The organism is Dactylosporangium sp. CS-033363 (genome assembly GCF_050942475.1).
In the GTDB taxonomy this organism is placed as follows: Bacteria; Actinomycetota; Actinomycetes; order Mycobacteriales; family Micromonosporaceae; genus Dactylosporangium.
This window is the reverse complement of record NZ_CP192032.1, coordinates 3,231,700-3,255,417: the sequence shown is the minus strand read 5'-3', so window position 1 is coordinate 3,255,417 and position 23,718 is coordinate 3,231,700. Positions and strand designations below refer to the sequence as shown.

21 protein-coding genes are annotated in these 23,718 nt (G+C 73.7%); 7 read left to right on the top strand and 14 right to left on the bottom strand.

From position 1 onward, the window contains the following. Nucleotides 1–121 precede the first annotated feature (121 nt). Entirely contained in the window at nucleotides 122–691 is a 570-nt protein-coding gene (locus ACQPZ4_RS15115) for a Clp protease N-terminal domain-containing protein (protein ID WP_433060706.1), read from the bottom strand. A gap of 86 nt (nucleotides 692–777) precedes the next feature. Here ACQPZ4_RS15115 and ACQPZ4_RS15110 point away from each other — a divergent pair, with 86 nt between their 5' ends. After that, nucleotides 778–1,599, top strand: coding sequence for a hypothetical protein (locus ACQPZ4_RS15110; RefSeq protein ID WP_433060703.1), 822 nt, complete (start codon nucleotides 778–780; stop codon nucleotides 1,597–1,599). Here ACQPZ4_RS15110 and ACQPZ4_RS15105 read toward each other — a convergent pair. Beyond that, on the bottom strand, nucleotides 1,592–1,801 hold the full coding sequence (locus ACQPZ4_RS15105) for a S1 RNA-binding domain-containing protein (protein ID WP_433060700.1): 210 nt from the start codon (nucleotides 1,799–1,801) through the stop codon (nucleotides 1,592–1,594). The genes ACQPZ4_RS15110 and ACQPZ4_RS15105 overlap by 8 nt on opposite strands. Nucleotides 1,802–2,090: 289 nt before the next feature. Between ACQPZ4_RS15105 and ACQPZ4_RS15100 the strand changes: the two genes are divergently transcribed. After that, a complete protein-coding gene (locus ACQPZ4_RS15100; RefSeq protein ID WP_433060698.1) occupies nucleotides 2,091–3,344 on the top strand; it encodes a condensation domain-containing protein in 1,254 nt (417 codons plus the stop codon). Here the strand turns inward: ACQPZ4_RS15100 and ACQPZ4_RS15095 are convergent. From ACQPZ4_RS15095 to ACQPZ4_RS15080, 4 genes are all read right to left on the bottom strand, one after another. Next, a complete protein-coding gene (locus ACQPZ4_RS15095) occupies nucleotides 3,310–5,592 on the bottom strand; it encodes a putative bifunctional diguanylate cyclase/phosphodiesterase (RefSeq protein WP_433060695.1) in 2,283 nt (760 codons plus the stop codon). The genes ACQPZ4_RS15100 and ACQPZ4_RS15095 overlap by 35 nt on opposite strands. Before the next feature lie 66 nt (nucleotides 5,593–5,658). Next, nucleotides 5,659–6,591 (bottom strand): hypothetical protein, encoded by a 933-nt coding sequence (locus ACQPZ4_RS15090; protein ID WP_433060692.1) that lies wholly within the window; start codon nucleotides 6,589–6,591, stop codon nucleotides 5,659–5,661. After that, nucleotides 6,588–7,091, bottom strand: coding sequence for a SigE family RNA polymerase sigma factor (locus tag ACQPZ4_RS15085; RefSeq protein WP_433060689.1), 504 nt, complete (start codon nucleotides 7,089–7,091; stop codon nucleotides 6,588–6,590). Before ACQPZ4_RS15085 ends, ACQPZ4_RS15090 begins: the two co-directional genes overlap by 4 nt. Nucleotides 7,092–7,133: 42 nt before the next feature. Beyond that, nucleotides 7,134–7,760: an FMN-dependent NADH-azoreductase gene (locus ACQPZ4_RS15080; protein ID WP_433060686.1), complete on the bottom strand. Its 627-nt coding sequence runs from the start codon at nucleotides 7,758–7,760 to the stop codon at nucleotides 7,134–7,136. Between the two features lie 86 nt (nucleotides 7,761–7,846). Here ACQPZ4_RS15080 and ACQPZ4_RS15075 point away from each other — a divergent pair, with 86 nt between their 5' ends. Both ACQPZ4_RS15075 and ACQPZ4_RS15070 read left to right on the top strand, forming a co-directional pair. Then, entirely contained in the window at nucleotides 7,847–8,305 is a 459-nt protein-coding gene (locus ACQPZ4_RS15075; protein WP_433060683.1) for a MarR family winged helix-turn-helix transcriptional regulator, read from the top strand. Between the two features lie 42 nt (nucleotides 8,306–8,347). Beyond that, nucleotides 8,348–8,824 (top strand): hypothetical protein, encoded by a 477-nt coding sequence (locus tag ACQPZ4_RS15070; RefSeq protein ID WP_433060681.1) that lies wholly within the window; start codon nucleotides 8,348–8,350, stop codon nucleotides 8,822–8,824. Here ACQPZ4_RS15070 and ACQPZ4_RS15065 read toward each other — a convergent pair. Genes ACQPZ4_RS15065 through ACQPZ4_RS15045 form a run of 5 tightly spaced genes read right to left on the bottom strand, consistent with a single transcriptional unit; the run spans nucleotide 8,821 to nucleotide 14,314 of the window. Continuing rightward, nucleotides 8,821–9,366, bottom strand: a complete 546-nt coding sequence (locus tag ACQPZ4_RS15065) for a nitroreductase family deazaflavin-dependent oxidoreductase (protein WP_433060678.1) — start codon at nucleotides 9,364–9,366, stop codon at nucleotides 8,821–8,823. The two genes, ACQPZ4_RS15070 and ACQPZ4_RS15065, sit on opposite strands and share 4 nt — an antisense overlap. 42 nt (nucleotides 9,367–9,408) lie before the next feature. Continuing rightward, nucleotides 9,409–10,614 (bottom strand): ABC transporter ATP-binding protein, encoded by a 1,206-nt coding sequence (locus ACQPZ4_RS15060; RefSeq protein WP_433060676.1) that lies wholly within the window; start codon nucleotides 10,612–10,614, stop codon nucleotides 9,409–9,411. An 8-nt stretch (nucleotides 10,615–10,622) separates the two neighbouring features. Beyond that, nucleotides 10,623–11,507 (bottom strand): sugar ABC transporter permease, encoded by an 885-nt coding sequence (locus ACQPZ4_RS15055; protein ID WP_433060673.1) that lies wholly within the window; start codon nucleotides 11,505–11,507, stop codon nucleotides 10,623–10,625. Next, nucleotides 11,504–13,081: an ABC transporter permease subunit gene (locus ACQPZ4_RS15050; protein ID WP_433060671.1), complete on the bottom strand. Its 1,578-nt coding sequence runs from the start codon at nucleotides 13,079–13,081 to the stop codon at nucleotides 11,504–11,506. Before ACQPZ4_RS15050 ends, ACQPZ4_RS15055 begins: the two co-directional genes overlap by 4 nt. Before the next feature lie 9 nt (nucleotides 13,082–13,090). Beyond that, nucleotides 13,091–14,314 (bottom strand): sugar ABC transporter substrate-binding protein, encoded by a 1,224-nt coding sequence (locus ACQPZ4_RS15045; RefSeq protein WP_433060668.1) that lies wholly within the window; start codon nucleotides 14,312–14,314, stop codon nucleotides 13,091–13,093. 117 nt (nucleotides 14,315–14,431) lie between these two features. On the opposite strand from ACQPZ4_RS15045, the gene ACQPZ4_RS15040 reads away from it, so the two are divergent. Then, on the top strand, nucleotides 14,432–15,430 hold the full coding sequence (locus ACQPZ4_RS15040) for a LacI family DNA-binding transcriptional regulator (protein WP_433060665.1): 999 nt from the start codon (nucleotides 14,432–14,434) through the stop codon (nucleotides 15,428–15,430). Here ACQPZ4_RS15040 and ACQPZ4_RS15035 read toward each other — a convergent pair. The 3 genes from ACQPZ4_RS15035 to ACQPZ4_RS15025 are packed head-to-tail and all read right to left on the bottom strand — an operon-like array spanning nucleotide 15,395 to nucleotide 21,567. Continuing rightward, nucleotides 15,395–18,172, bottom strand: coding sequence for a hypothetical protein (locus tag ACQPZ4_RS15035; RefSeq protein WP_433060662.1), 2,778 nt, complete (start codon nucleotides 18,170–18,172; stop codon nucleotides 15,395–15,397). The genes ACQPZ4_RS15040 and ACQPZ4_RS15035 overlap by 36 nt on opposite strands. Then, complete coding sequence (locus ACQPZ4_RS15030; protein ID WP_433060659.1) at nucleotides 18,169–20,946, bottom strand: hypothetical protein; 2,778 nt, start codon at nucleotides 20,944–20,946, stop codon at nucleotides 18,169–18,171. Before ACQPZ4_RS15030 ends, ACQPZ4_RS15035 begins: the two co-directional genes overlap by 4 nt. 21 nt (nucleotides 20,947–20,967) lie before the next feature. Continuing rightward, nucleotides 20,968–21,567, bottom strand: a complete 600-nt coding sequence (locus tag ACQPZ4_RS15025; RefSeq protein WP_433060656.1) for a class I SAM-dependent methyltransferase — start codon at nucleotides 21,565–21,567, stop codon at nucleotides 20,968–20,970. 84 nt (nucleotides 21,568–21,651) lie between these two features. On the opposite strand from ACQPZ4_RS15025, the gene ACQPZ4_RS15020 reads away from it, so the two are divergent. Next, nucleotides 21,652–22,131, top strand: a complete 480-nt coding sequence (locus ACQPZ4_RS15020) for a chemotaxis protein CheX (RefSeq protein WP_433060654.1) — start codon at nucleotides 21,652–21,654, stop codon at nucleotides 22,129–22,131. Then, complete coding sequence (locus ACQPZ4_RS15015) at nucleotides 22,128–23,711, top strand: methyl-accepting chemotaxis protein (protein ID WP_433060652.1); 1,584 nt, start codon at nucleotides 22,128–22,130, stop codon at nucleotides 23,709–23,711. Before ACQPZ4_RS15020 ends, ACQPZ4_RS15015 begins: the two co-directional genes overlap by 4 nt. Nucleotides 23,712–23,718 lie beyond the last annotated feature (7 nt).

The window sequence follows — 23,718 nt, the reverse complement described above, 5'->3', positions numbered from 1 at the left end:
GCACGAGGTGCCTTGGCCACGACTCGTGGCCGGTGAGATCACCGCCGGGGTTTCCTGCCCTCGCCGCTCGCACCAGCAGCGTGCCTCACACGACGCACAGGCAGGCGCGGCGGCGAGCCTGTCACGGGCCGCTCCAGATGCAGAGGGCCAGCACGATCACGATCAGGATCACGGTCAGGGCGATCGTCATCGTGGTGGACAGGCCGCTGTGTTTGCCCTGGGAGTGGGCGCGAGCCGCGTTCCACTTGCGGCGCTCCATGAACGACGGCTTCTCCGCCAGAGACTCGGAGCCCAGGCCGCCCGCCAGGCGGGTCAGCAGGGCGTCCATCGCCTCCGAGGTCGCGCCGCGCTCGGAGAGCCAGGCGACGACCGGGGAGGAAGGGTCGGTTCGCAGGAGGGCGGCCAGCAGGTGTTCGGTGCCGATGTGCTCGGCGTTCGCGGTCATGGCGATGCGGCCGGCCTGCTCCAGGACCTGCTTCAGGGGCTGGTCGAAGTCCGACGGCGTCAGGGACGAGGACGGGGGCGGGCCGGGGTGGGGGTCGGTCCAGAGCGCGGCCGTGTTGCCGGCGCGCTGGCTGTGCAGGGCGGCGGCCAGGTCCTGGGGCGTCACCGAGGTGCGCTTGGCGGCGTGGGCGAAGGTCGGCAGGAGGGCGATCGCCGCTCGGGCTTCGGTGGTGATACGGGAGAACACGAGTCACCTTTCTACCCCAAAGGGGCACCGACCCTGCAACCGGAGGCGAGCACGCTTCACGGATGAAGCGCAAGATGGTCGCTGTGATGGCTGCCGTGGTCGCCGCGGCGGCGTTCGGGGTGCAGCCCGCGCAGGCCGCGATACAACCCGTTGCCATCATCAAGAGTCCGGCCAAGGCGCGGGCCATGTGGTTGTGGTCGCAGGCCCAGCCGGCGGCCGTGGTGGCCTGGGCGAACAAGCAGGGCGTGAAGGAGATCTTCGCGGCCGTGTCGTGGCAGCCGGGGAAGGCCGAGGTCGCGCGGTTGCAGGAGCTGCGGGCGCGGACCAAGGCGGCCGGGATCAGGCTCTCGGCGCTCGGCGGGGATCCGAGCTGGGCGACCAACCCCAAGGATGCCGTGGCGTGGCGGCAGCGGGTCAGTGCGCTGCGGCTGTTCGACGGGGTGCATCTGGATGTCGAGCCGTACCTGCTGGCGAACTGGACGCGGGATCAGGCGAGCATCGCCACGAGTTTCCTGAGCATGCTCGACCAGGTGCGCAAGGCGGGGCCGGAGCCGCTGGAGGCCGACGTGCCGTTCTGGCTGGCGACGATCAAGGTGGGGACGCGGAACCTGGCCGAGGAGGTCATGGCGCGGGTCGATGCGATCACCGTCATGTCGTACCGGGACAGTGGGTCGGCGGTCGTCGGGGTGGGGACGGATCTGCTCGCGCGGGCGCAGGCGGGGCGCAAGCCGGTGCGGCTGGCGGCGGAGACGCAGCCGGCGAACGACTGCTCGTACTGCACGTTCGCCGGCCGCTCCCAGGCCGCCCTGCAGCAGCAGCTCACGGCGATCGATGCCGGGGCCGCCGGGTACAGCACATACCAGGGTCTCGCTGTGCACGACTACGACAGCTGGTCGAAGATCAGCTGAACGCGACGCGCTTGTTGAGCGTGTCGAGCTCTTGAATGCGCACCGCGACGGTGCTGCCGATCGACGGCCGGTCTCTGGTCACCAGCAGGCCCGGCACGTCGCCGGACACCGTCAGGAACACGCCGAACGGCGTCAGCCTCGTGACGGTCCCGTCCACGACGTCCCCGACGTTGTGGCGGGCCACGAAATCGTCCCAACTCACCGCAATCACCTCCCTTCCAATGCGGATCCGTCGGAAGACAGAAGCGCACGGGGGAGGCGGGCCACGAGCCCGCGGCGAGGTCAAACGTCAGCCGGGCGCAGCTTTCGTGAACGGCCTGAGGCCGACCCGGCAGTCATAAGCCGAATCCTACAGTAGAGTACCGACGAACGCCGATGCGTCCTGCTGCGACCCGCCACGTTTCGCAGGCCGCCTCTGCCCGCCGCGCGCCGATGCCGGACGGGTCGGGAGGCCGCGCACTGCCGTCACGAGCGATGGGAGGGCCGGCGGGATGCCTGCTGCGCCGGAGCGAGTCAGCGTCGAGTTCGAGGGCGAGTCGGGGGGCGAGGGCCCGTTATCGTGGGGCCAGCTCGAGAACTGGTCCGCAATCGTCAAACAGGGCACGTGGCTGCCGCTGGGCGGGGTGAAGCCGCTGCCCCCGGGCACCACGATCGACGAGGTCAAGGGCGAGCTCCGGTACCTCATGAGCCGCTACGAACCCATGCGCACGTTGATCACGCACGAGGGCGACGCCCCGGTGCAGGTCGTTCACCGAAGCGGCGCGATCGACCTGGAAGTCGTCGACGCCGGCGAGCACGACCCGGCGCACGTGGCCGAGGACCTGTGCGAGGCCTGGCGCGCGAAAATGCTCGACTTCACCACCGAATGGCCGCTCAAGATGGCCGTCGTCACGCACCACGGCGAGCTCACGCACATGGCGGTGCTCATCTCGCACCTCGTCACCGACGCCGCCGGGGCGATGACCATGCTCAGGGAAGTCGCCGCGCGCACCGGCACGCCGGTGGACGGGCTGCAGCCGCTCGCGCAGGCGCACTGGCAGGCGTCGCCGGCGGGGCAGCGGCACAATGCGGCGGCCCAACGGTACTGGCAGAACATCCTCGACACCGTCCCGCGGGAACGGTTCCCGAAGCCGGCGACCACCACGAAGCCGCGGTACTGGCACGGCGAGTTCACCTCCCCCACCCTCGGCCTCGCGGCGCGGCACTGGGCGGCGAGCACGGGCCTGGACAGCTCGACCGTGCTCCTCGCGGCGTTCGCCGGCGCCCTGCACCGCGTGTTCGGCGCCGACCCGGTGCTCATCCGGCCGATGGTCAGCAACCGCTTCCGCCCCGGACTGGCGAACGTGGTGTGCACCCTCGCGCAGGCCGGGCTCCTGAGCCTGCCGGCGGACAGCGCGGACTTCGCCGAACTGCTCGGGCGTGCGCGGCGGGTGACGACAGCGGCGTACAAATATGCGTACTTCCACCACACCGGCGTGCAACGCATCATCGACGCGCACGACGTCGAGATCGGTTGCTACTTCAACGACCGGCGCGGCCCGTCCCGCGACGAGCCGATCGAGCCGGGCGAGTCCGCGTTCCGCTGGGTGACGGCCCAGGACGCGCCGACGTTCGAGCCGCTGTTCGTGCACGTCGACGACGTCCCCGGCACGCTGCGCCTGAGCCTCTACCTGGACGCCGACCACGTGGCGCCGGACGACGCCGAGAGGATCATGCGGGAGATGGAGCACCTGGCGAAAGCGTAGGAAGCGGCGCCGACGCACCGAAATAGTGTCCCTGCCCGTAGTCGCAGCCGAGGGCGGCCATGGCGGCCGCCTGCAGAGCGGTCTCCACGCCCTCGGCCACCACGGTGACGCCCATGCCCGCACAGATCTGCACGATCGAGCGGCACACGGCCTCGCTGCGGCCACCGTCGGCGACCGTGAACGAGCGGTCGAGCTTCACCTCGTGCACCGGGAGCGCGTGCAGCTGGGCGAGCGCGTTGTACCCGGTGCCGAAGTCGTCCAGCGCGAACCGCACCCCGAACCGCCCGAGCCGCCGCACGGCCCCCGCCGCGGCGGACAGGTCGGCCAGCGGCGCGGTCTCGGTCAGTTCGAGGAGCAGCCGGTGCGGGGCGAGCCCGTGCCGGAGCACGGCGTCGCGGACGGTCTCCTCGTGTTCGGGCCGGCCCAGGCGCGCCGCGGAGGTGTTCACGTGGACGGCGATGTCCGCCCACGGCCCGCGGAACGCGGCGGCGTCCCGGCACGCGCGGTCGAGCACGAAGTCGTCGACGAGCCGGATCAGCCCGATCTCCTCGGCGGTGGCGATGACCATGTCGGTGGAGACCGGGCCGAGGACCGGGTGCGTCCAGCGAGCGAGGGCCTCGACGGCGACCACGGTCTCGTCGGCGAGCCGGACGATCGGCTGGTAGTGCACGTCGAGCCCGTCGCCGTCGCGCAGGGTGGCGGCGAGCGCCTCGGCCAGGTCGGAGCTGCCCGTGCCGTCCGGCAGGTCGACGCGGTACCGCACCAGCGTCCCCTTCCCCTGCCGCTTCCCCGCGTACATGGCGGCGTCGGCCCGGCGCAGCAGGACGTCGGCGGTCAGGGCGGAGCCGGCCTCCACGAGCCCGACGCTCATCCCGATCCGCACCGTCTCCCCGTCGAGGTCGAACGGCCGGCCGACGGCGCTCATGATCCGCTCGGCCGGCTCGCCGGGGTCGCCGCCGCCCTCGAGCAGGACCGCGAACTCGTCGCCGCCGACCCGGGCGACGGTGTCGGCCTCGCGCACCGCGCCGCGCAGCCGGCCCGCGACCTCGTGCAGGAGGCGGTCGCCGGCGTGGTGGCCGTACCGGTCGTTGACGGTCTTGAAGTCGTCGAGGTCGCAGAAGAGCACGGCGAGCGGGCGGCCGTCGCGGTGGTGCAGGGCGAGCGCGTGGGCGAGGCGGTCGTGGAAGAGCACGCGGTTGGACAGGCCGGTGAGCGCGTCGTGGAACGCCTGGTGGGTGAGGCGCGCCTGGCTGTCCGAGACGCGATCGAGCAGGACCGCGTTCTCGATCAGCGTCACCGCCTGCCGGATGATGAGCAGCGAGATGACCGCCGTCTCGACCGCGATCTCGACGCCGTCCATCCGGATGCCGCGCACGAGTTGCACGATGAGCAGCACGCCGGTGCCGGCCACCGGGACGTACGGGAGCAGCAGCTGCACCCACCGCGATCTGCGCGCGGCCGGTCGGGCCTGGGTGTCCGCGCCGGTCTTGAGCGCGGCGACGGCGACGAGGGCCATGCCGGCGGTGAACCCGGCGTCGGCGAGCGGCGGCATGCTGTCGGCGCCCTTGGACACCAGGTACGCGAACACGCTGTCCGAGAACGTCAGGCACAGCAGGCCGGCGCCGAGGATGGTCAGCTGGGCGCGGTTCGCGGGCGTGGACGCGGCGAGCAGCAGGATGACGATGACTGTGAGCACGAGATCGGTGACGGGGTAGGCGATGGCGACCGAGTACGCGAACGCCGAGCCCGCGCCGGCGCGCACCACCGAGCCGAGCGTGGTCGCCCAGGTGAGCACGAACAGCGCCCCGACGACGATCAGCCCGTCGAGCACCATGACCAGCTGCCCGGGCCGCCGCCGCGGTCCGTCGCCGGCCGGGCGGGCGGCGGCGAGCGAGACGATCGCCGGCAGCGCGAAGACCGGCAGGGTCAGGTAGCCGGCGTCGGCCGCCGAGGGCGAGGGCAGCGCGTCGGCGCGGAACAGCTGGTACCAGCTCCAGATGAACTGCCCGATCGTCCACCCGAACGCGGCCGCGCCCATCCACAGCCGCCAGCGCCGCTGGGCTCCGGCCTGGCGGGACGCGGTGAGCCAGCAGGCCAGGGTCGCGGCCGCCCCGGCGCCGAACTGGCCGAGATCGTCGACGAACTGCGACCACCAGGGCGACAGCAGCCCCGATCCTCCCAGCCCGACGACGGCGGCGACGGAGACGGCCGCGACGAGGAGCGGCTTCGAAGCGGATCCGCGCGGCAACTGGCTCCATCCTCACCAGGACGTGCTCAGGACCATTCGGCCGCTACCGTACCGCATCCACGGCCGTCAGATCCGCACATCGACCTCCGCCGCCGCGTCGAGCAACACGTCCCGGTCCGGCGCCGGCCGGAGGGTCACCGTGAGCGCAAGATCGGTGTAGGGAATGTGCTGCACGACGCGCAGCGCGCCGTCCTCGGCGAACAGTTCGGCCGGGCGCCCGTGCAGCGCCACGATCTCGCCGCCGGTCTCCGACTCGGGTGCTGGCGCCAGCGTCACGGTGAGCGTGCCGCGGGCCTGCGCGGATCCGTCGGCCACCACCGTCGTCGCCCAGCGATCTTGGTCAATCAGGCTCATCGTGTACCGCACGTCGGGCGCCCAATCCACGATCAGCGGCTTCTCCAGCCAGAGCGAGTGATCCGCCACCGACGCCGCCAGCTGCACGACGGCGTCGTGCCCGAGCCCGGTCCCGGCGGCGTCGAGCGACACGACCCCGCCGAGCCGCGCCGGCCAGGTGACCCGCGCGGCGCCGGCCGCGGGCTCCTCGTAGACCCCGCGCAGCGGCCCGACGTCGACGGGCTCGCCGTTCGGGAGGCCGCCGGGGCGCACCGTCAACGTCACGTGCGGACCGTCCGGCGTCGCGCTGTAGGTCCTGGTCGCGGTGACCCCGCCGGGCCCCTCCTCGATGGTGCGCAGCCGCTCGCGATAGCCGGCGGGCGGCTGCTCGAGCTCATAGGGCATGGCGACCAGCACCTCCGACGTGCGGGCGGAGGGCGGTGCGGCCGGTTGCTCTCCCTTGGGTGTACCGCCCGGCAGCGCCACGATCCCCGCCACCCCCAGGATCGCCACGACCGCGGCGGCCACGAACCCGGCCCGCCGCCGGCGCGCCCGGCGACGGCTCAGGATCGGCAGGGCGGCCCGGATCCGCTCCAGGTCGGGCCCGCCGGCCTCGGCCCGCTCGCGCTGGGCCCGGCGCACGAGTTCCTCGATCGGCCCGGTCATCGCGGCTCTCCCGTCGGCAGCAGGGCACTGGGCAACGACGTGCGCAGGGTGGTCAGCGCCCGCAGCAGGTGCGTGCGGACCGTGCTGACCCGGCACCCGAGCTCGTCGGCGATCTCGTCGACGGACAGGTCGGCGTAGAACCGCAGGGCGATGACCGCCCGCTGCCTGGGTGGCAGCGTGCCGATCAGGCGCATGACGGCGTCCCGGTCGTCGTACCGGCCGGTCTGGTCCGCCTGCGGTGCCAGCAGCCCCTCGAGCGCCTCCCCGGCGTGGATCGTCCGCGCGGCCTTGCGCCGCCGCCACGAGAGGAACTCGTTGACGAGCATGCGCTGCACGTACCGCTCGGGCGCGTCCAGCGTGCGGATGCGCTCCCACCGCGCCTGGGCCCGGACCAGCACGTTCTGCACGATGTCCTCGGCCAGGTCGGCGTCCCAGGTGACGACGGTGGCGTAGCGCACCAGCGCCGCCAGCCGAAGCGCCACGAACTCCTCGAACGTCACGGCACCTCAACGCATCGGGGACGGCGGAACTACGACATGATCCTAAAAAGTTTTCGCGGCCTCCACCGCGGCGGCCCGGGCGCGGGCGCGGCGGGTGGCGACCTCGTCGGTGGCGAGGTTGGGCCGGAACTCCACGGACGTGATGTCGGCGATGCCGGCCCAGCGCAGCCAGCCCTCGAAGTACGGGGCCTGGAAGTCGGCGCCGAACGCCGGGCCGCGCCCCTCGCCGTAGACGGCGCTGGTGTACACGACGGCCGCCTTGCGCCCGGTGACCAGGCCGGAGTAGCCCAGCGTGCCGTCGAAGCCGAAGACCATGCCGGGCTGGCTCACCACGTCGATGAACTGCTTGAGGATGTACGGCACGCCGGCATTCCACATCGGCACGGAGAACAGGTACTTGTCGGCGGCGGCGAAGCGCGCGAAGGCCGCCCGCGCGGCGTCCCACGCGGCGGCGCCCGGGCCGCTCGGGGTCAGACCGGCGAACACGTCCATCTTGGCGGCCGCGGCGGCCGGGCCGAACTCGGGCAGCGTGCCGTCCCACAGGTCCCACTCGCCGACCTCGTCGTCCGGATGCAGCTCGCGGTACACGTCGAGGAAATCGCGGGCCAGGGCGAGGGACTCGGACCGCTCGCCCCGCGGGGACGCCGAGATGTGCAGCAGCTTGGACATTTGGTTCCTCCCGGGTCAGTTGTGTGCGTGCGCACGCAACGTTAGGCGATGTGCGTGCGCACGCACAAGAGTGGTAGCGTGTGGCCGTGGACACCGAGGCGTGGGGCATGCTGCTGCGCGTGCACGCGGCGCTGACGCCCGTGCTCGACCAGGAGCTGCAGGCCGCCCACGGGCTCCCGCTGACCTGGTACGACGTGCTCCTCGAGCTCAACGCCGCCCCCGCCCGCCGGCTCACCATGTCCGAGCTCGGGGCGGCCGCGGTCGTCAGCCGCAGCCGGGTCAGCCGCGTCGTCGACGAGCTCGTCCGGGCCGGGCTGGTGGAACGGGTGGCGAACCCCGACGACAAGCGCTCGGCGTACGCCAAACTGACCCCGGCCGGCCGCACCAGACTCCGCGCGGCCGCACCCACCTACCTGGCCGGCATCGAGCGGCACTTCACCGGCCGGATGACCCGAGCCGAGGCGCAGACCGTGGCCGCCGCCCTGGGCAAGGTGCTGCGCGCGCACGAGGGATCGACCGTCATCCCGCTCAACCCCACCCGGTAACGAGTTCGTGCGGCGGCCACCGGCACGGTAGGGTCACGCCTCGTGATGCGCGTGCTGCCGCCCCTGCTCGTCATCGGCGGCCCGGCGGGGGCAGGCAAGAGCAGCATCGCCACCGCGGTGGCCAAACTCTCCGACGCCCCGGTCGTCGGCCTCGCCGACAGCGCCGGCGCCGACCAGCACGTCGTCGACCTGGTCGCGCTCCAGCTGCGGCTGGACGAGCACGAGGAGGCCCCGCTCGTCGTCATCGAGGGCGTGTACGCGCTGGCGTTGCCGCCGATCCGCTGGGCCGCCCGCTGGACCGTGTACGTCGACACCCCGCTCGACCTGAGCCTGGCCCGCCGCGCCTTGAGCCAGGACGACCCGCGCGCGGTCCTGCGCGCCTACCTCGACGGCGGCCGCGAGGCCCAGACCCGCACCGTCGCCCAGGACCGCCAGCTCGCCGACCTCATTGTCGACGGTACCGACGAACTCCCCGACATCGCGGCCCGCATCCACCGCTTCATCCGCGCCCGCGGCTAACCCCGCCGGCGCGCCGGCTCGAGCCGCACCACGGGGATCCCGCGAGCGCCGGCCCGGGTCCGGAACCGCCGCCACCCCGGGTTCAACCGCAGCGCCTCGGCGAACCAGCGCTCCCGCTCCTCCCCCTCCAGCTCGACGGCGTCGAACTCCCGCACACCGGACCCGGCGGTGACGGTCACGCGGGGATGGGCGCGCAGGTTGTGGTACCACGCCGGGTTGCGCGCCTGCCCGAAGTTCGCCGCGAGCACGACCAGCCCCTCCCCCGCCGGAATGCCGAGCACGGGACTGGTGCGCAACGCCCCGCTGCGCGCCCCGACGGTGGTGAGCCGCACGACGGGCAGCCCGGTGACCCACCGCGACGGCAGCCACCGCCCGCGCGTCCAGCGCAGCGCCACCCGGTCGACGGCCGGCAGGTACCGCGCGGACATCCAGGCCACCGGCCGGCTGGTCACGACCTGCCGCACCACCCGGCGAACCGGCCCGGCCTCGGCGTATGTGTACATGTCCGCCTGGTACCCCACCGCCGGGCCCGGTTCACGCACGCAAGCCCCCGAATCATGCGGGCTGAGCGTGCGGCAGTGGGGTCAGTCGCGGATCGCCGCGCCGGTCGAGGGGTCGAAGAAGTGCATGCGCTCGGTGTCCACGACGACCTCGATGTGCTCGCCCAGACGGACCCGGGAGCGGGGCGCGAACGCCGCGACGAACCGCGTGGCCGCGGTCGTGGACGTGGTCGCGGACGGCAGGTCGGCGGTCTTCGCGTCCTCGGCCAGCAGGCGGGTGTCCTCGGTGACGACCGGCGGGGCGTCCAGGTTGAAGTGCACGACGAGCTGCGAGCCGAGCGCCTCGATGAGGGTGGTCGTCGCGGCGATCCGCGTGGAACGGGGTGCGTCCGGGACCAGGCGGGCGTCCTCCATGTCCTCGCTGCGCAGGCCGGCGGCGAGCTCGCGGCCGACGTACTGCCGCAGCGCCGGGCGGGCGGCGAGCACGCCGGGGTGCAGGCGCAGCACGGTCGAGCCGAGGTGCACGTGCAGGTCGTCGCCGTCGAGGGCGAGGGTGGCCAGGGCCATGTTCATGGGCGGGGAGCCGATGAAGCCGGCCACGAAGATGTTGTCCGGGTGGTCGTACACGTGCTGCGGGTTGCCGACCTGTTGCAGGACCCCGTTCTTCATCAGGGCCACCCGGTCGCCCATGGTCATCGCCTCCACCTGGTCGTGGGTCACGTAGATGGTGGTGACGTTGAGGTCCTGCTGGACGGTGGCGATCTCGGCCCGCATCTGCACGCGGAGTTTGGCGTCGAGGTTGGACAGGGGCTCGTCCATCAGGAAGACCTGGGGGTCGCGGACGATCGCGCGGCCCATCGCGACCCGCTGGCGCTGGCCGCCGGAGAGCTGGCTCGGGCGGCGGTCCAGCAGCGGGCCCAGTTCCAGCATGGTGGCGGCGCGCTGGACGCGGCGGGCGATCTCGTCCTTGGGCATCCGGCGGATGCGCAGGCCGTAGGCGATGTTCTGGGCGACGCTCATGTGCGGGTAGAGCGCGTAGGACTGGAAGACCATGGCGATGTCGCGGTCCTTGGGCGACAGGGTGTTGCACACCCGGTCGCCGATGCGCAGCACGCCGCTGCTGATGTCCTCCAGGCCGGCGACCATCCGCAGCGCCGTGCTCTTGCCGCAGCCGGACGGGCCGACCAGGACCAGGAACTCGCCGTCGGCGATGTCGAGATCGAGGTCCCGCACCGCGTGGAAGCCGTTGTCGTACTGCTTGTTGACCTTGTCCAGGACCACGCCCGCCATGACGACCCCTAACCCTTGACCGCGCCGGAGGTGAGGCCGCCGACGATGTACCGCTGCAGGAACTGGAACAGTGCGACGGTCGGGATGGCCGCGATCAGCGAGCCCGCCGCGAACATGCCGAAGTTGTTGTTGCGCTCGCCGGCCACCAGTCCGTAGAGCCCGACCGCGACGGTCTTGGAGTCCGGGTCGGTCAGGAAGATGCTCGCGATGATGAACTCGCTGACCGTGCCGATGAACGCGAGCAGCCCGGTGATGGCCAGGATCGGGGCGACCAGCGGCAGGATGATGTCGAAGAAGATCCGGACGTGGGAGGCCCCGTCGACCTTGGCCGACTCGTCGAGGTCGATCGGGATGGTGTCGAAGAAGCCCTTCATCAGCCAGGTGTTCACGCCGAGGGCGCCGCCGAGGTACAGCAGGATCAGCGACCAGGGCGTGTTGAACCCGATGCCGGGGTACAGGTCGGTGACGGCCGCGAACATGAGGTACAGCGTCACGATCGCCAGGAACTGCGGGAACATCTGCACCAGCAGCAGCGACAGCAGCCCCATCCGCCGGCCGCGGAAGCGGAACCGGGAGAACGCGAAGGCGGCGCAGGTCGACAGGAACATCCCGGCGGCGGCCGAGGCGAGCCCGATGAGCAGCGTGTTGAGCATCCACCGGACGAACTCGGTGCGCTCGAAGAGGTTGCGGAAGTTGTCCAGCCCGGCGCCGGTCGGCACGATGCTCGCGGTGCCGAGGGTGCCCAGCGGGTTGAGGGCCGCGGAGACCAGGAAGACGATCGGGAACAGCGCGAAGAACAGCGCCACGATGCCGACCAGGTGCCGCCAGCCGGCCTGGCGCAGCCATCCGCCGCGGGCGCTGCCGAGGCGCACGACGTCAGTGCCGGTGCTCATCGGTTGACCTCCTCGAGGACGTGGGTGCGGCGGAAGCCGACGATCGACACGAGCGCGACGATCAGGAAGATGAAGACGGAGATCGCGGCGGCGAGGCCGTACTGCGCGCCCTGCCCGCCGAACGCGATGCGGTACGTGTAGGTGATGAGCAGGTCGGTCGCGCCGGCGTTGGGGTTGTCGGCCGGGAACGGCCCGCCCTCGCTGACGAAGTAGATCGCGCCGAAGTTGTTGAAGTTGAAGGCGAACGACGCGATGAGCAGCGGGGCCATGGCCACCAGCAGCAGCGGGAAGGTGACCGTGCGGAACGCGTAGAACGGCTTGGCCCCGTCGACCGCGGCCGCCTCCTTCAGGTCGCCCGGGATCGCCTGCAGGGCGCCGGTGCAGACCAGGAACATGTACGGGTAGCCCATCCACAGCTGCACCAGCAGGATCGCCGCCATCGAGCTCCAGGACGTGCCGAACCAGTTGACGTGCACGCCGAAGAGCCGGTTCACCAGGCCGAAGTCCGTGTTGAACATGTCGCGCCAGAGCAGCAGCATGGCGAAGCCCGGCATCGCGTAGGGCAGGATGAGCAGCGAGCGGTACAGGCGCTGCCCGCGGAGCCGGTCGGTGTTGAGCACGATCGCCACGGCCAGCCCGAGCGCGAACGTGATGAGCACGGTCAGCAGCGCGAACGCGAAGTTCCAGAGCAGGATGCGCAGGAAGTACTTCGCGATGAGCGGGTTGGACAGCACGTCGGCGAAGTTGCGCAGGCCGACCTGGACCTTCCAGCCCTGGGCCAGGATGGCGCCGGTGCCGTCCACGAAGTAGCCGCGGGAGTCGTCGGCGGTCCAGGTGTGCCCGTCGCGCGTGTCGCGCACGCAGTCGCAGCCCTGGTCGTACCGTTGCCGCGGGACGCCCTCGAAGGCACCGGACAGCCCCTGGCTGCGGATGGCCCCCTGCGCCGTCGGCACCGAGAACGCCTCGATCTCGGTCCCGCGGGCGTCGGCCTCGATGATGCTCAGCGGCTGGTAGCCCTCGGCCCGCACGACCTTGCCGGCCCCGTCGATCTGCACGTCGCCCGCCGGCACGGCGCTCAGCCCGTCCTTCGTGCCCGCCTGGACGGCCTTGGAGGCCGGATCGACGAGCAGGAACACGATGTCGCCGTCGCGCGTGGCGATGGTGAGCACGTACTCGACCGAGTCGGCGACCTGCTGGACCGAGGCCCCCTCGATCGACCGGATCGCCTCGGCCTTGCTGCCCCGGTGGCCGTCGCCGAAGTTCGTGAACGCGGTGGTCATCGTGTACAGCACCGGGAAGACCTGGAACGCGACGAGGAACAGCGTGCCGGGGATGAGGTACTTGGCCGGGATGCGCCGCCGCGACAGGTAGACCCACAGCAGCAGCGCGGTGGCCGCGACCAGCAGGGCCAGCAGGAGCCAGCGGCCCTGGCCGATGAGCGGGAACGCGGCCGCAAGTGCGAGGGCGACCATGAGGCCGAGCAGCACGATCTTCGCGATGAGCGCCACCGGGGACGCGGGCCGCGCAACGGGCCGGGCGGGGGTCGCGGCCCGGACGTCGGTCTTCAGCGCCACAACGACCTCCTACTTGATCTGCGACTGGATCGCCGCCGCGGCGGCGGTGATGGTCGGGCCCGGTGCGGCGCCGCCGGTGACCGCGGCCTCGGCCTTGCCCAGCGGGTCCCACACGGTCGCCATGGCGGGGATGGCGGGCATGATCTCGCCCTGCTGGCCGGCCTTGAGGACCTTCTCCAGGTTGGGATCGCCGCCCTTGACCTGGTCCAGCGCGGCGATGAGGGCCGGCGGGCGGGGGTCGGCCCGGTACAGCGCGACGGCGACCTCGGTGCGGGTGAAGTAGCTGGTGACGAACTCCTGGGCGAGCAGCTTGTGGGCGCCCCGGCTGGCCACGTAGGCCGCGTCGACGGTCACGAACGGGCGGGCGGGCTTGCCGCCGGCGAACGGCGGGATCGGGCTGACGTCGTACTTGACGCCGGACTTGTTGATGTCGGCGAACTGCCACGGCCCGGAGAGCAGGAACGCGGTCTTGCGGTCGGTGAACAGGCCCCGGGCGTTGTCGTTGGAGATGGAGCGCTTGAGCGCGCCCGCACCGCCCTCGCCGAGCGCGGCGATCTTCTGGAACGCCTGGGTCGCCTCGGGTTTGGCCACGCCGAGGTCCTTCGGGTCGTAGTCGCCGTCGGCCTTGGTGCCGAACATGTAGCCGCCGGCCGAGGTGAACAGCGGGTAGAGGTGGTAGAAGTCCCCGGTCGGCCCCATCGGCAGCGCCATGATCTCCTGGGTGCGGCCGGCGGCCACCAGCTGCCGGCCGGTCTCGACGAGCTCCTCCATGGTCTGCGGCGCCTGCGGGGCCAGCTCCGTGTTGCGGATCAGCACGACGTTGGCGACGGCGAACGGCACCCCGTAGATCTGCCCGTTGAAGGTGACCCCCTTCAGGGCGAGCGGGTCGAAGGTCGCCTTCTGCCGGTTGGTCATCTGGACCGGGTCGATGGTGCCGTTCTGGACCAGGTTGCCGATCCAGTCGTGGGCCCCGAGCACCAGGTCCGGGCCCTTGCCGGCCTGGGCGGCGGTGACGAACTGGGTCTGCAGGTCCTTGGCCACGATCTCGGTGCGGACCGAGACCCCGCTGTCCTGCCCGAACTTGTCGGCCGCCTGCTTGATCGCGGGCGCGCGCAGCGCGTCGATCCAGATGGTCAGTTCGGGCCGGGGTGCTTGCGCGCCCGACGCGCCGGGCCCGCCGCATCCGGCGAGCAGCAGCGCGACCACGCCGATCAGGAGTCTCTGCGGCCTCATCGCCGACACCTCCCGGAGGTGTTTGCTGAATCGAGTTAGCAAGGAGCATCCGCTTCGACCGCGACCGATGTCAAGGGTGCCCGTCCAGCCCGCGCGCCGATGGTTCAGACTGCTTGCATGGTCGCGGCACGAGTGACGCTGCTGGACGTGGCGCGGCGGGCCGGTGTCTCGCGCACCACCGCGTCGTTCGTGCTCACCGGCCGCCGGGACATGCGCATCTCGGCCGACACCGAGCAGCGGGTGCTGCGGGCCGCGCGGGAGCTCGACTACCGGCCCAACCTGACCGCCCGCAGCCTGCGCACCCGGCTCACCCACACGATCGGCCTGGTGTCCGACACCATCGCCACCGACGCGTTCGCCGGCGAGATCATCCGGGGTACCACCGCGGCCGCCCTGAACCGCCAGCACCTGCTGTTCATCGGCGAGACCGAGGGCGACCCGGCGACGGAGAAGCGGCTGGTCCAGGACATGCTCGACCGGGGCGTCGACGGGTTCCTCTACGCGTCGATGTACACCCGGGAGATCCGGGTCCCGGCGGCGCTGCGCGGTCACCCGCTCGTGCTCGTCAACTGCGTGGCCCGCGGGCGCACCCCCAGCGTCGTGCCGGACGAGCTCGCCGCCGGCCGGGCCGCCGCCGGGGCGCTGCTCGCGGCCGGCCACCGCGATCGCGTGTACCTGGTCGGGGAGAGCGCGGTGCACGTCTACGCCGACCGGCACCGCCGCGCCGGCATCACGGCCGCCTTCGCCGCCGCGGGGGCCGCGATCGCCGGCACGGTCGCCTGCGAGTGGTGGCCGGAGCCCGGGTACGAGGCCGTCCGCGCCTTCCTGGCCACCGGCGCCCGGCCGTCGGCGTTCATCTGCCTCAACGACCGCCTGGCCCTCGGCACCTACCAGGCCGCCGCCGAGGCCGGCCTGAGCATCCCCGCGGACCTGTCGATCGTCTCCTTCGACGACTCCGACCTGGCGTCGTGGCTGCGCCCGCAGCTGTCGTCGGTGGCGCTGCCGCACTTCGAGCTCGGCCGGCGGGCGGTGGAGCTCCTACTCGAACCGGCCGGCGGGGCGCACCTGGTCGACATGCCCCTACGGCCGCGCGCCTCGATCGCCCCGCCGCACTGAGGTCAGCACCGCGACGACGGCCAGCAGCACGAGGCCACCCGCGAGGGCCAGGGCCGGCGGCCCGAGCGGCGGCATCCCCCGCAGCTCCGGTGGCGCCGCGGCCGCCCACGCCGCCGCGGTGGCCGGGATCGCGACCAGGCCCGCGAACAGGACCAGCAGGACCGAGGCGACCGGCTCGACGGTGCGGGCCCGACGCGCGGCCAGGCCCTGGGTCCGCAGCGAGCGCAGGTCGTTCGACGAGCCTTCGACGGTACCGCTGAGCAGTGCCGCCGCCGCCAGCACGACCGCCAGCACGCCCGCCACGAGGTAGAACCGCAGCCCCAGCGCCGATCCCTCGCCGGCCAGGGCGGCCCGGGCGTCGGCGACGGTGCGCCGCGCGTCGATGGTGACGCCGTTCGTGGCGATCGCGTCGGTGACCGACTGCGGGGCGTCCGCGGACAGCCAGACCTGCGCGCCCTCGGCCGTGCTGTCGATGGAGAGGCGGTCGGCGTAGGAGAGGTCGACCAGGGAGCCGGTCGAGCCCAGGCGCGGCAGCGAGGAGACAGTGCCGACGAGTTTCGCCGGTACCGGACGCTGCCGGTCGAACACCGTCAGCAGACCGTCCGGGGGCAGCGGGCCGGTCGACACCACCGGCAGCACCGCCGGGCCGTCGTCGGGGCGGAGCACGCCGGTGCCGGCCCCCGGGCCCGGCGGGAGCTTCATCGCCACGTCGCCGCCCTGCGCCGTCGCCGTCGCGCCGTCCGGGACCTGCCAGGTGAGCGTCGGCGCGTTGTGCAGGGTCAGTTCGAGGGCGGCACCGGCGTACGGGGCGAGCCGGAACGCCAGCTGCGCGAGGCGGCAGCCCTCCGAGCACGGGATCGCCGCGGTGTACGTGTGCCGGCCCGGCAGCACCGCGCCGAACTCGACGGTGGCGTTCGGGCGTCCGTCCAATGGGGACACCACCGCCGAGAAGGCGTCGTCGGTGCGGTCCAGGTGGGTGACGGTGATGTCGAGGCTCAGCGCCGTGCCCTTGACCGTCGTCGGGGCGCCGAGGTCCGCCGGGTGCAGCAGCGCCGCCAGGCCGCTGCCGAAGGTCAGGCGGGGCGCGTCGACGGCGAGGGCGCCCGGGAACGGGACGACCGCCATCGCGTACCGTCCGGCCGGGTCGGCCGCGTGCACCGCGTCGAGGAGGGCGCGGCGGGAGGGGGCGCCGACGGACAGTACCGTCGCGGCGCCCATCTCCTGATCGGCTTGAGCATTGCGGCGCTGCTCGGCCGTGGTGGTCGCCGCGGCCGCGAACGCGAGCGAGGACAGCGCGACGACCAGCACCGCGAGCAGCCGGGCCGAGGACGGGCGGCGGGCCAGCCACAGCCCCGCGAGCGCCCCGGTCAACCGGCCGCGGCGCAGCGCCAGGCGGCCCAGGCGGGCGGCCAGGAACGGGGACGCGACGGCGGCGGTCAGGCCGAAGAACAGGAACACGCAGGCCGGGGCGAGGCCGCCGCTGACCTGGAAGGCCGCCACGGCCGCGGCGACGGCGGCGAACACCGCGACCCGGGCGCCCCACCGTCCACTTCGGACGTCGACCCGGCGCAGGAGGGACACGACCGGGCCGGAGACGGTGCGGATGCCGACCGCGAGCCCGGCGAGGAGCGCGCCGAGGACGGCCACGGCGGCGTAGGGCAGCGCGCCGGGCGTGGTCCAGCCGCCGATCGCGGTGAACCCGGCCAGGGCCCCGAGCAGCATCGGCAGCAGGGTCTCGCCGGTCGCCAGCCACCAGCGGCCGGGGCGGGCCACGCCGCGCAGGGCGACGATGCCGTGCTCGTAGCGGCGGGCCCGGGTCGCGGCGGCGACGGCCAGGATGATGACGGCCCAGGCGAGCACGAGGACCGGGGCGACCGCGAACGGTACGGTGCGGCGCACGTCGGCCCGCGCCGCGTCGATGCGGTCGAGCAGGCCGCTGAGGTCGGTGGTGAGCCGCGCGCCGCTGTTGCGGCGGCTGTCGGCCTCGTCGACCCACTCGCGCAGGGCGCCGAGGTGGGCGACGCTGATCGCGCCGGGCAGCGGGTAGGCGTCGAAGCTCTGCAGCTCGGCCGGGCGGGCGAAGGTGGCCAGGGTGCGGCGGTCGACGGCGAACGCGGGGCCGCCGGCGTCGGTGAGCGCGCCGCCGCTGCCCCAGTACGGTTCGGTGCCGTCGCTCGCGCGCACGATGCCGACGACGGTGACGGGCGTGGGCGGGCCGGCGGCGAGGTACCGGTTGTTCGTCGAGTCGAACATCGAGCCGGTCAGCTCGACGGCGTCGCCGGGTTTCAGGTGCAGCCGCTCGGCCGCGCTCACCCCGAGCACCGCGTCGCCCGTGCCCATCAGGCACCGGCCGGCCACGACGACCACGTGGTCGCACAGGCCCTCGCGGTACACGACGCGGCTGAGCTGTTCCGGGTCGGCGACCGGGACCGCGGCCGGCTGCACGGCGAACTGGGCGCTGAACACCGAGGTGTAGCCGGGCGCGTCGAGCCAGCCGGTGCCGAGCCGCTCGAACGTGTTCGGCATCGTGCCGTCGGAGCCGGACTCCACGGTGCCGCTGACGAGGATGTTGCGCTCCCCCACGTCGGCCTGCGCGACCGCGGTGTCGACGATGCGCCGGTCGGTCCGGTCCACATAGACCGGTGCGGCGACGGCGGCGACGGTGGCGAGCGCGGTCAGCAGCGCAACGGTCAGCGCCCGGCCGAGCCGCGAGCGCAGCATGCCCAGCACCAGCGCGGTCATCGGCGACCCACCCGCGCGATCACGACGGCACCGAAGACCACCAGCGCCGCGAGTCCGGCACAGACAAGGGCCGTCGCTTGTACCGCCGGTGCCTGCACCGGCCACGCATCGCTGAACGCCCGCACGGGCGGCGGGGCGAGGATGCGCAGCAGCACCGCCGCCGCCAGTCCGAGCACGACCGCCACGAGCACCGGGGCGAGCGCGTCCCGCCGCTCCACCCGCCGCATCAGCTGCTGCGGCACACCCTGGCGGCGCAGGGCGGCCTGCTCGGCGTCGCGGTCGCGGCGGTCCACGGCGGCCACCACGAACGCGGCCACGGCGGCGAGCAGCAGCACGATCCCGGCGCCGGCCAGGTCGCCGAGCGCGGCCACGGACGGGGCGAGCCGGTCGGCGCGGGCGGTCGCGGCCTCCACGCTGTCGCTGCCGGTGATGTCGAGCCCGGCCGCGCGCAGCTTGGCGATCACGGCGTCGCCGGCGCCGGCGGCCAGCCACACCTCGGGGCGCTCGGCGGACGGGACGGCGCCGACGGCCACGGCCGTGATCCGGGCGGCGTACTCGAGGTCGACGAGGATGCCGTTGCCGCCGCCGCGCGGGACGAGCGCGGTGGAGGACGGATCCAGGGGTACCGACGCGCCGAAGATGCTCGCCGCGGGCTGGTCGTGGGTCTCGCTCGCCGCGGCGTCCCCGGTGGCGAGGGCGGGCAGCGGGACGGGGGCGTCGACGACGTACAGGCGGCTGTCGACCGGGCGGCGCGCGCGGGGCTCGGCGTCGCCGATCCGCAGCACCCCGCCCGCCTGCACGACCTGGATGCCGGCGCTGGCCTGGGCGACGGTGGTGCGCCAGCGGGCCGGGTCGGCGAACATGCCGGCGCCGATGACGGTCGTGCCGCCGGCGCTGAGCTCGCGCAGCTCGACGGTGCCCCGGTCGGCCTCGACCGCCTCGACCCGGCAGCCGTGCGCGCAGCCCGGCACCACCGCCGGGTACGGGTCCGGCCCCGCCGACAGCGGCCCGAACTCGGCCACGGCCTGCTCGCCGGTCCCGTCCGCGGCCAGCAGCACCCGCAGCTTGTTGCCGTCGCCCGTGGCCCGCAGCGACAGGTCGGTGCCGGTGAAGGCGAGCGGCGCGGGGGCGGCCGGATGCAGGGCGCTGCCGTCGACGCCCGCGACCGCGCGCAGCCGGGCCGCGTCGACGGCGATGACCGGCGGGGCCCCGGCGGCCCCGGTGACGACGACGGCCATCGCCTCCCGGCCGCCCGGGTCGGCGGCGCGGACGGCCGCGAGGAGCCGCTCCCGCGCGACGGGGGCGACCCGCAGCACCCGCTCGGCGCCGAGCTCGACGCGGGCCCGCTCGGCCCGCGCGGTCGCGCCGCCGTGCCAGTCCTGGGCGGCCAGGGCGAGCACGCAGGTGGCCGCGGCGAGCAGCGGCACGATCCGGTACGCGGTGCGCCGGCGCCCGAGCGTCAGCCCCGCGAGGGCCCCGCTGAGCCGGCCGGCGGCGAGGGCGTGCCGGCCGTAGAGCCCGGCCGCGGCCAGCAGCACCCGGGTGCCGAGCACGCCCAGCCCGGCCGCGACGAGCAGCGGGGCGACCTGGGCCAGCCCGAAGCCGGTGTCGCGGCGCACGTCGGCGGCGGGCGCGGCGGCGATCTGGAACAGCGCGGCGGCGGCCAGGCCGAGCGCGCACAGCTCGGCGGTGGCGGCGGCGAGGGGGCGGCGCGGGCGCACGTCGCGCATGAGCTCGGTGACCCCGCCGCGGGTGGCGCTCCAGTCGGCGGCGGCCACGATGACGAACCCGGCCGCGAACAGCCGCGGCGACCAGATCGCGCCGAGCGCCAGCGGCAGCAGGCTCTGCCCGGCGGTGGCGGCCCGGATGCGCCAGCGGGGCAGGCCGCGGATGGCCAGCCGGGCGGCGTCGCCGCGGCGCTCCTGGGCGGCGTAGGCGGCCGCGACCGCGATGGCCAGGCCGCCGACGAGCAGGATCTGGGCCTCGGCCAGGCCGACGGAGCGGTGCACGGAGCGCCGGTCGGCGGCCACGGCGTCGGCGAGCCCGGCCGCGCCGGAGGTGACCTCGAAGCGGGCCGCCCGCAGCCGGTCCAGGTTGCTCTTGAGCCCGGCCGCGTCGTCGAACGCCTCCGGCTCCAGCACCGCGTCGAAGGTGGCGGTGACGGTCGCCTTGGCCGCGGTCACCGTCGGCGTGGTGGTGAAGGCGGCGGTGCCCTCCTGGCCGGCCCAGAACCAGCCGGCCGGGTCGGCCGGGGCGTAGATGCCGACGACGTCGAGGGACACCGGCTGCGCGGTGAGCCCGGTCGCGTGCACGATCGTGCCGCCGACCCCGACCCCGAGCAGCCGGGCCAGCTCCTCCGGGATGATCGCCTCGCCGTCGGCGCCGACGCACCGGCCCTGGCGCAGGGTCACGTTCGCGCACAGTTTCTCGGCCGAGCGCAGGTCGGCCGCCTGCCGGTGGTTGCCGTCGCCGTCGACCAGGTCGCCGGCGAGGCGCAGGCCGCCGCTCTTCTCGTCGACCGGCGCGTCGACGAGGTTGCCCATCCGGCGCAGCACCTCCTCGGGCCGGTCGCCGGTGGTGACGGTGCCGCGGACCCGCAGCGTGCGCTCGGTGACGGTGGCCGCGGCGACCCGGGCGCGGGCCGCGCGCTCCCCGGCGGTGTCGGCGGCCCGGGCGGCGACCGCGGCCGCGACGACCGTCACCGCGGCCAGCGCGAGCATGACCAGTGCCTGCACCCGCCGCGCCCGCAGCGCCCCGATCACCAGCCCCAGCATCGCTCAGACCCTAGTAGATCCCTAGTGAAACAGCGCCACCAGAAAGTCCGATTCCGGCGTGTACGGTCGGAGATCCCACGTCGAGAGCAGCACATCCCGGGACAGACCGGCGGCGGCCGCGTCGGCGAGGAAGTCGTCGAAGGCGTAGCCGCGCCCGGACCCGAAGCCGACGACGACCCGGCCGCCCTCGCCGAGGTGGGCCTTGAACCGGCGCAGGATCTCCACCCGGGTCGACGGCGCGACGAACGCGATCACGTTGCCGGCGCACACGACGGCGTCGAAGCCGGCCTTCACCCCGGCCGCCGGGAGATCCAGTTCGGCCAGGTCGCCGACCAGCCAGGTCGGGCCCGGGTGGTCCTGCTCGGCCACGGCCACGAGTTCCGGGTCCAGGTCGACGCCGACCACCTCGTGCCCGGCCGCGGCGAGGAACGAGCCGACCCGGCCGGTGCCGCTGCCGGCGTCGAGGATCCGCGCGCCGCGGGGCACCATGGCGTCGATCATCCGCGCCTCGCCGGCCAGGTCCGCCCCCTCGGCGGCCAGGTCGCGGAACCGCTGGACGTACCAGCCGACGTGGTTGGGCTCCTCGGCCTTGCGCCGCAGCCAGGCGTTCTCCTCGGCCATGTGGCCCCCTTTCGTTGAAACTTTCACGCACCCGAAAGCTACCCAAACACTCAACCGGGCCGCCGCGCGGACGATGAGCGTGGCGTGCGGTCTGAAGTCGACGGCGGGCCGGTCAGCAGCGAAGCCCTGCAGGGGATCGTCTGGCAGGTGTGGACCGCGTACCTCGGTGGCAGCCCGCCGGCCGAGCCGCTGCCCGTGGCCGCGTACGTCGAGCCGTTCGACGTCATCGCCGGCGTGGCGATCGCCGGGGCCTGGCACGGGCACGTGGTCCTGCGCTGCCGGGTCGACGGGGCCGCGGCCATGGCCGGGGCGATGCTGGAGATCCCGACCGGCAGCGTCCGGCTCGACGACATCGTCGACGCCTGCGGGGAGCTGATGAACATCATCGCCGGCAACGTGAAGAGCCTGCTGCCCCAGCCCTCGATCGTGGCGCTGCCGCAGGTCGTGCTGGGCGAGGCCGACGTGGTGTGGCCGGGCAGCGCCGCCGCCTGCGAGCTGCGGACCGGCTTCGACGAGTGGGCCGTGCTGCTGTCGGTGCTCGAGCTCGAGCGCGGCCTGCGATGAACCGGATCCTGGCGGACCTGAGCCTGCGCACGAAGATCGCCTCGGCGGTCGTCCTGATGGCGATCGTGGCGGTGCTCGTGGCCGGGGCCGCGCTGCAGCGCATGTCGGCGATGAACGAGGCGGCCGACCGGCTCTACACCAAGGGCCTGCTGCCGGTCCGCGACATCGACAAGGTCGAGATCGACATGGAGCGCACCCGGCGGGACGTGCTCAACCACGCGCTGAGCGAGGACGACGCGACGCGCGCGAAGTACGAGCAGGCGCTCGCCGCGGACGACAAGGCGTTCGACACCGACCTGTCCGTGTACGCGGCCGCCGCCGTCGACGCGGGCCTGGCGGGCGAGGTGCGCACGGCGTGGCAGCAGTACCAGCAGGTCCGCGACGACCAGGTGCTGCCGGCCAGCCGCCGCGGGGACATCGCCACGGTCAGCGCCCTGCGCGACAACGAGCTGGCGCCGCTCGCGACCAAGGCCACCGCCGCCGTGGACAAGATCATCGCGGCCGAGACGACGGCGGCGCAGGAGCGCAGCGCGAGCGCGACCAGGCAGTACCACACGGCAAGGACGTTCATCATCGTCACGCTGGTCGTGGGCGTCGGGCTCGCGCTCGCCTTCGGGCTGTCCGTCGCGCGGGTCATCCTGGCCGGGCTGCGCAAGGTGTCGGCGGCCGTCGAGGGGCTCGCCGCCTGCGACCTGACCAGCACCAGCGGCGTCACGGGGCGCGACGAGTTCGGGCGGATGAGCGCCGCGCTGGACTCGGCGATCGGGTCGGTCCGCGGTACCGTCACCGAGCTCGTCACCACCGCCACCGCGCTCACCGGGGCCTCGATGGAGCTGTCGAAGGTCAGCGGCCGGCTCACCGAGGGCGCGGCCGAGGCCTCGACCCGGGCCGGCACCGCCGCCGAGGCCGCCGACCAGGTCAACGGCAGCGTCCAGGCGGTCGCGACCGGCGCCGGGCAGATGAGCGCCTCGATCGGCGAGATCGCCGGCAACGCGGCCCGGGCCGCCGGGGTCGCCCAGCGCTCGATGGACGTCGCGCACGGCGCCAACGCCCAGCTGGAGCAGCTCGCCGCGGCCAGCGCCCAGATCGGCGAGGTGGTCAGCCTGATCACCTCGATCGCCGCCCAGACCAACCTGCTCGCCCTGAACGCGACCATCGAGGCGGCCCGGGCCGGGGACGCCGGCAAGGGCTTCGCGGTCGTCGCCTCCGAGGTCAAGGACCTCGCGCAGGAGACGGCGAAGGCGACCGAGGAGATCACCGCGCGGATCGGCGCGATCCAGGGCGGCACGGCCAGCGCGGCCCGCGCCCTGGAGGAGATCCTCGAGGTCACCGGGCAGATCACGGAGTACACCGCGACGATCGCCTCCGCGGTGGAGGAGCAGTCGGCGACCACCAGCGACATGAGCCGCTCGATCGGCGCGGCCGCCGCGTCCAGCGCCCGGGTCTCGGAGACCTTCGGCGCGGTCGCGTCGGTCGCCGAGGCCACCGCGGAGAGCGCCGGGGCCGGCCGCCAGGCCGCCGACGACCTGTCCGGCCTCGCGACCAGGCTCAACACGATCGTGAAGATTTTCCGGTACTGACGGTGGG